The 5,189-nt window shown below is 62.1% G+C and carries 7 protein-coding genes; 1 reads left to right on the top strand and 6 read right to left on the bottom strand.

Going from position 1 to position 5,189, the window contains the following annotated elements; genetic code table 11:
* The 4 genes from VFW69_RS13635 to VFW69_RS13620 all read right to left on the bottom strand — a co-directional run.
* On the bottom strand, positions 1-583 hold a 583-nt coding region (locus tag VFW69_RS13635), incomplete at its 3' end, for an alcohol dehydrogenase catalytic domain-containing protein (protein WP_526502051.1).
* A 154-nt stretch (positions 584-737) separates the two neighbouring features.
* Positions 738-1,010: a helix-turn-helix transcriptional regulator gene (locus VFW69_RS13630; RefSeq protein WP_526502050.1), complete on the bottom strand. Its 273-nt coding sequence runs from the start codon at positions 1,008-1,010 to the stop codon at positions 738-740.
* A 249-nt stretch (positions 1,011-1,259) separates the two neighbouring features.
* Positions 1,260-1,415, bottom strand: coding sequence for a hypothetical protein (locus VFW69_RS13625; RefSeq protein ID WP_499979669.1), 156 nt, complete (start codon positions 1,413-1,415; stop codon positions 1,260-1,262).
* An 85-nt stretch (positions 1,416-1,500) separates the two neighbouring features.
* Positions 1,501-2,109, bottom strand: a complete 609-nt coding sequence (locus tag VFW69_RS13620) for an LGFP repeat-containing protein (RefSeq protein ID WP_526502049.1) — start codon at positions 2,107-2,109, stop codon at positions 1,501-1,503.
* Between the two features lie 403 nt (positions 2,110-2,512).
* Here VFW69_RS13620 and VFW69_RS13615 point away from each other — a divergent pair, with 403 nt between their 5' ends.
* Positions 2,513-2,968, top strand: coding sequence for a DUF1942 domain-containing protein (locus tag VFW69_RS13615; RefSeq protein ID WP_526502048.1), 456 nt, complete (start codon positions 2,513-2,515; stop codon positions 2,966-2,968).
* Positions 2,969-3,365: 397 nt separating this feature from the next.
* Here the strand turns inward: VFW69_RS13615 and VFW69_RS13610 are convergent, their stop codons facing one another.
* Both VFW69_RS13610 and VFW69_RS13605 read right to left on the bottom strand, forming a co-directional pair.
* The gene (locus tag VFW69_RS13610; RefSeq protein ID WP_526502047.1) at positions 3,366-4,166 is read right to left on the bottom strand and encodes a PPOX class F420-dependent oxidoreductase; all 801 of its coding nucleotides are present in this window, start codon (positions 4,164-4,166) and stop codon (positions 3,366-3,368) included.
* 170 nt (positions 4,167-4,336) lie between these two features.
* Positions 4,337-4,918: a dihydrofolate reductase family protein gene (locus VFW69_RS13605; protein WP_526502046.1), complete on the bottom strand. Its 582-nt coding sequence runs from the start codon at positions 4,916-4,918 to the stop codon at positions 4,337-4,339.
* Positions 4,919-5,189: the final 271 nt, after the last annotated feature.

Raw genomic sequence — 5,189 nt, 5'->3', positions numbered from 1 at the left:
CGGCCGCATTGTGTGGATAACCGAGCACGGCGACCGCCCCCGCCTGCCGTGACATCTCGGCCTTGCGGGGCGTGGATGTCGTGGAGATGACTCGACCACCAGTGCTGGTGACCCACTGCGTCATGATCAGGCCGACCCCGCCCGCCCCAGCATGGATGAGCACCGTATCCTCGGGTTCGACCGGGTAGACCGACTTGATCAGCAGGTGGGCGGTCATCCCTTTGAGCAGTGCCGCCGCCGCGACATCGGAAGCTACACCAGCTGGGACCGGCGCAACGATATCGGCAGGCGCCACGCAGTACTCGGCATACGCACCGACGGCGTCAGCGGTGGCAACGCGCTGACCGATGCTGAAGCCCATCACACCGTCACCGACACCTGCGACCGTGCCGCAGACTTCCGCGCCGAGCACGAACGGCAAATGATGCGGGTACAGGCCGGATCGGAAGTAGGTGTCGACGAAGTTCACCCCGATCGCCTCGGCCTTGATCAACAGTTCACCGGCAGCGGGTGCGGGGCGGGGCCCGTCGACATAGCTCAGCACTTCGGGCCCGCCGTGCTTGGCGATCTCGATGGCATACATACCTTCGCATTCGACCGTCCCAATGACTCGATGTCGATGTCGCAGGCTCCACTGATTTGTCAAACACCGTGTACGCGGACACATCGACGGCCCACGGCAGGCAGCAACAATCAAACGATCGGCGACGACCCCGGCGAATCGAGGAGTTACACGACTAACAGGTGCGGGTCACGACGTTGTCCTCACCCCGACGAGTCTGTTGTCTCCATCGTCTGGGTTGGTGCCTGTGATGGCGGCGGAAGGCGGCGGCGAAGGCGTATGGCGATACGTAGCCGGTGCGGGTGGCGATCTGGTTGAGGTTTGCGTCGTCGGTACGCAGAAGGTCGCGTGCGAGGGTCATGCGCCACTCGGTGAGGTATTGCATGGGCGTTTGGCCGAGAACGCGGTTGAAACTGCGCGCGAAGGTCGCTCGTGACATTCCGCTCATGGAGGCGCGTCGGGAGCTTTGAGGCACTCGGTGAACAGAACCGCCAACAAGACTGAGACGGCCACTTGGGCCGCTGTCTCAATGCATCTGGCGGACACCAGCATTCGGCCGCCAGTCTGATCGAGACCGGACAGCTCGAGCCCGGCCCACCGCTACCCCGTCGCACCCACGCGCTTCATTGTGGGCTATTTAGTCAGTATTCGCCCTTCAGCTGTCCTAGCTCGCTGAAGCCACGCGACATGACGCGCGTCAAAACCACACTTTGCGGCCAGCGACGGGACGCCCCACTGCGCCCAAGATCCACAAGATGATGCCGACGACAACCAATATGCCGCCAATCGTGTACAGGATGCTGATCCCGGTGAAATAGCCGACAACGAGAAGGATTATGCCGAGGATGATCACGGTCGCTCCGATCTACGGGTTGCCGCGGCCGGTGCCGCTTGACTGCGCATACCCTATTTGCAGTTTGATGAACACCTGATTCGGGCTAAAGTCCGGATGGTACGACCTTGCCGTTTACCGTCACATCGACCTGGCCGGTCTTCTGGTTGTACTCGATCTTGCCGTGCTCGAAGTTCGACACGAGCAGATCGCCGTCGGCGTTCACATCGCTGGTGGGAAAGCCCAGCGGACCCGCCGAACCGTTATTGCCGGTGATCGCAGGCACGCCGCTCTGGTCGCGTGGGATATTCCAGGCCTCCCGGATCTTGCCCAGGGTGATATACGCGGGCGTGCCGGCCTCGCCGTTCCTGGCGGTGATCACGCCGCCCTGGAACTGCTGGAATACCAAACCGCTATCCCGTGTCCCCGCGTTGCGGTCACCCGTCAGCGGCTTGCCGAGAGCCTTCTTCTGATCGTCGGTTGCCGACGAGTATCTGGCAGCGATCGGGCCGGTCAGAGTCACCTCGACGTCCCTCTCCCCGATGAGCTTCACCTCGGCAGGCTGTGCTGGGGTTTTAGACGTGGAGGTGGCGTTCACCCCGACCTGAGGCGGTGCCGACACGTCGACGCTCTTGCCATTGCTGCAGCTCACAGTGATCAGCGAAGCGGCGGCCAGGCCGACGACTGCCGCGTGGCGGTATGCGATCGTTCTCATAGGCTTCCTCTCGCGTTTTTCTGTGGTTGGTCAAGTCGCGGCTGACCTCCTCGCCCGGCCGGGACTGATACCGAACCACTTGAGTGGCGCAGGCGGGTCGCGGTCTTCGTAGCTCCGAACGAACTTACAGCCCGGGCATATGCGGCGAGCCAGAGCACCTGAGTAAGGACCACCGGTGTTCGATGAAATTCACCATCGGCCGGCGGGCGAGTTCCATGACATCCCATCGATGTCCGGCACGGCGCGATATTCATGAGCTGAATGTGCAAGTGGTAAATCAACGAGCGCCCAGGACGCAAGCGCGGCAGCAAACATCAGGTTTGAAATTCCGAGCTTGGGTAAACCTCACCTGTGAATCCGCTGCCGCTCGTCGAGAGCTGGCACCTCACGAAGGGAGCCCGAAGTGGCGTTCTCACACATTGCATCGAAAACAACGGCGGCAACCGCTGTATTGGCGGCGGCCGGAATCCTCGCGGCGACGCCGGCATTCGCCGATCCGCAAGTGCTGCAATTCGGCCAGATGGCAGAGATTTCCAGTATGGGCGGCACCATCGACTACACCGTGAGCAACCTGCAGCCCAGCGGCCACAACGACGGCGTGTGGTATTCCGACGTTACGGCCCAAGGTGTCAGCGGTAACGCAACTCCGAACATTGCCGACTTCAACGCTCGGGCCGTCAACAGCTCAACGTTTGCGGTGCTGAAGGGCAACCCGACCGACGGCCTTCCTGAGGGGCCACTCCCCTTGGGCAACCCTGTTACCGGGCGCATTTACTTCGACGTTCGCAGCGGTACGAACCCCGACAGTGTCGTCTACCGGGACGCCGGAGGCGCGGACAAGGTCGTCTGGAAAGGCTAGCAACTCGCCTTTCCGCCGCCGATGCGCCGCTCGCTCGCTTGCTTGCTCTCGACGCTCGCTCACTACGAGGTCGAACCGACCGCAACCGACATCGGCCGCGCGACCGTCGGCGAGCACCTCGTTCGGAACGTCGCCCTAAGAGCCAGTTTTGACGACCCTCCGCCGCATGGCACATGAGTCTGACCAGGCGCTCAAACAGCTAGTAAGCAGGTTCGCGCACCCCGCCTTAACGGGGAACACGCATGAATCGATATGCAGCATTACCGGTTGAGTTACAGCGCATTGCATCTGCTCTTCGCCACTAGTGCTCGTGCGTTATGGCTATGTTGAGATCAGAGCCGATGCGAATGGCCACCGATTCGTCGACCAGGATCTGATTAGGATTTGCCACGGCGTTTCACGACAACGGAATCAACTCGGCGTGTACCGTGCGACCGTATTTGGACCGCATGAGCCGGTGTGCCGACGGCACCAAGACGCCATGCAGGAAGGGATACTTCTGCCGCAGCAGGCGTCCGGCCATCAGATATTCAGGCCCCTCTAGCAAACGCACGCTGCCAGATTGCGTTGATCCCGTTGGTTTGCCCAATGCCGTGGCCGGGCAAAATTCGACCCTAGGGTTACGCCGCATCCGGCGCACTTTGACCGCCCGCTCGAAACTGCGAAAATAGGCCCGATCTCCCTCCACCACAATGCTGACCGGACTAGAACCTGGCGTCCCGTCCTTGCGGAAGGTGGTGAGCCTGATGGTTTTTTGCCGCACAAACGGCACCAACGCCGAATTGGTTGCCGTTCCAACGGTGCCCAAAACATAGCCGAGTTGACGTAACCGCAGGACGAACGCCAGCACCAGCGCAACCGACACCGCTCCGAGAACCCACGCCTGTGCGGCAGAACCGCCCTCGTCGAGGTCCACCACGTGGTTCACCGTGTGCACGGTGTTGGCCACAATGAATCCGGCGACGGCGGTGGCCAATGCATCAGCCCAGATCAGCGCAAGCAACAGGACGACGCCCAGACCCAGCTGGAACGCACCGACGTCATGCAGGAAGTGCCGGTGTGCGCCAAATCCAACGGCATCGGCGAATGAAATCGGGTCGATCAGGCACCAGACCCCGATCCCAGCGGTGGCCAGCCCCACCCCCGATATCACCGCGACCAGGTACAGCCGCGCTAGCGTACTCCAGCGACTCATCATGCCGCCCTTGCGTCAGAGCTCGTGATTCTTCCTCTATCGCTAGACGGAATGTGTTGTCGATATGTGACGTCAGGCTCGACGCCAGTACCTTCCTGACAGAGCTGGCCGAAAACGCGACCTTCCCCCGCGCCGTAACCGGTACCACGCCCGGTTGGTGTGCCTGGACAGGCTCAGGCATGCAGGGTGGGCCGGTAGATGAGCTCTTGGAGATTGCCATCCAGTGTTCGGCTTTCGATCAGCTCGAGGTCGAAGTCGGCCGCACCCCGGAAGATCGGGTCATCACCGGTCTGGCCGGTGATCACGGGAAAAAGCGTCACCTGGACTCGGTCGACCAGGCCGGCGGCCATCAGGGCTCGGTTCATCGACAGGCTGCCGTGCGAGCGCAACGCCACCTTGGACTCCTCCTTGAGTCGGGCGACAATGTCGACGGCGTCGCCGCTCACTACGGTTGCGTCAGGCCAGTCAAGGGGTTCATCCAGGGTGGTTGACACCACCGTCGCCGGCAGGTGCCTCAGCCGGGTGACCCATGGGTCGCGCACGTCGGAATCTTCGGTGCTCTCGGCCAGCATTTGCGCGAATAGCCGATATGTGTTGGCGCCGATGACCATTCGCTGGTTCTGGCTGTACAGCGCGAGGCGGTGGTCGAGCAGTTCGGGGCCTTGCTTGCCCCAGTAACCGCCCCAGTCGCCGCCGTTGACGCCGCCGAAGCCATCGAGGCTGGAAAAGACGTCGAAGGTATAGGTGGCAGTCATTGATGCTCTCCTCGAGTGCGGTTGATGGCGTGTCGGGGATACAGACTGGAAGCCATGGCGAAACTCATCGTCCTTGATTTCCTGGACTGTGGCCGACCGCTCCGGCTCGTGGTCAGCAACGCGGAGGCGCGGGAAGAAGGGCGCGCCACGCCGATCCACGGGTCTGGAGAATTCCGCTCAGATGGTCTCAGGTCCGCTATTGGCGGACAAGCGCCGGGTTTCGACGGAATGGTGGCTGGGCATTCGCAGGCATGAGCTCGCTACGATCCAT

Origin of the sequence: Mycobacterium sp. (genome assembly GCF_036273375.1) — a bacterium.
In the GTDB taxonomy this organism is placed as follows: domain Bacteria; phylum Actinomycetota; class Actinomycetes; order Mycobacteriales; family Mycobacteriaceae; genus Mycobacterium.
The sequence above is the reverse complement of the archived record's forward strand: the minus strand, read 5'-3'. Positions and strand labels throughout refer to the sequence as shown.

Bases quoted from the DNA above. Each gene is read 5' to 3' on its own strand.
- VFW69_RS13630 (WP_526502050.1), bottom strand. From the start codon at position 1,010: ATGAGCGGAATGTCACGAGCGACCTTCGCGCGCAGTTTCAACCGCGTT.
- VFW69_RS13620 (WP_526502049.1), bottom strand. From the start codon at position 2,109: ATGAGAACGATCGCATACCGCCACGCGGCAGTCGTCGGCCTGGCCGCC.
- VFW69_RS13610 (WP_526502047.1), bottom strand. From the start codon at position 4,166: ATGATGAGTCGCTGGAGTACGCTAGCGCGGCTGTACCTGGTCGCGGTG.
- VFW69_RS13605 (WP_526502046.1), bottom strand. From the start codon at position 4,918: ATGACTGCCACCTATACCTTCGACGTCTTTTCCAGCCTCGATGGCTTC.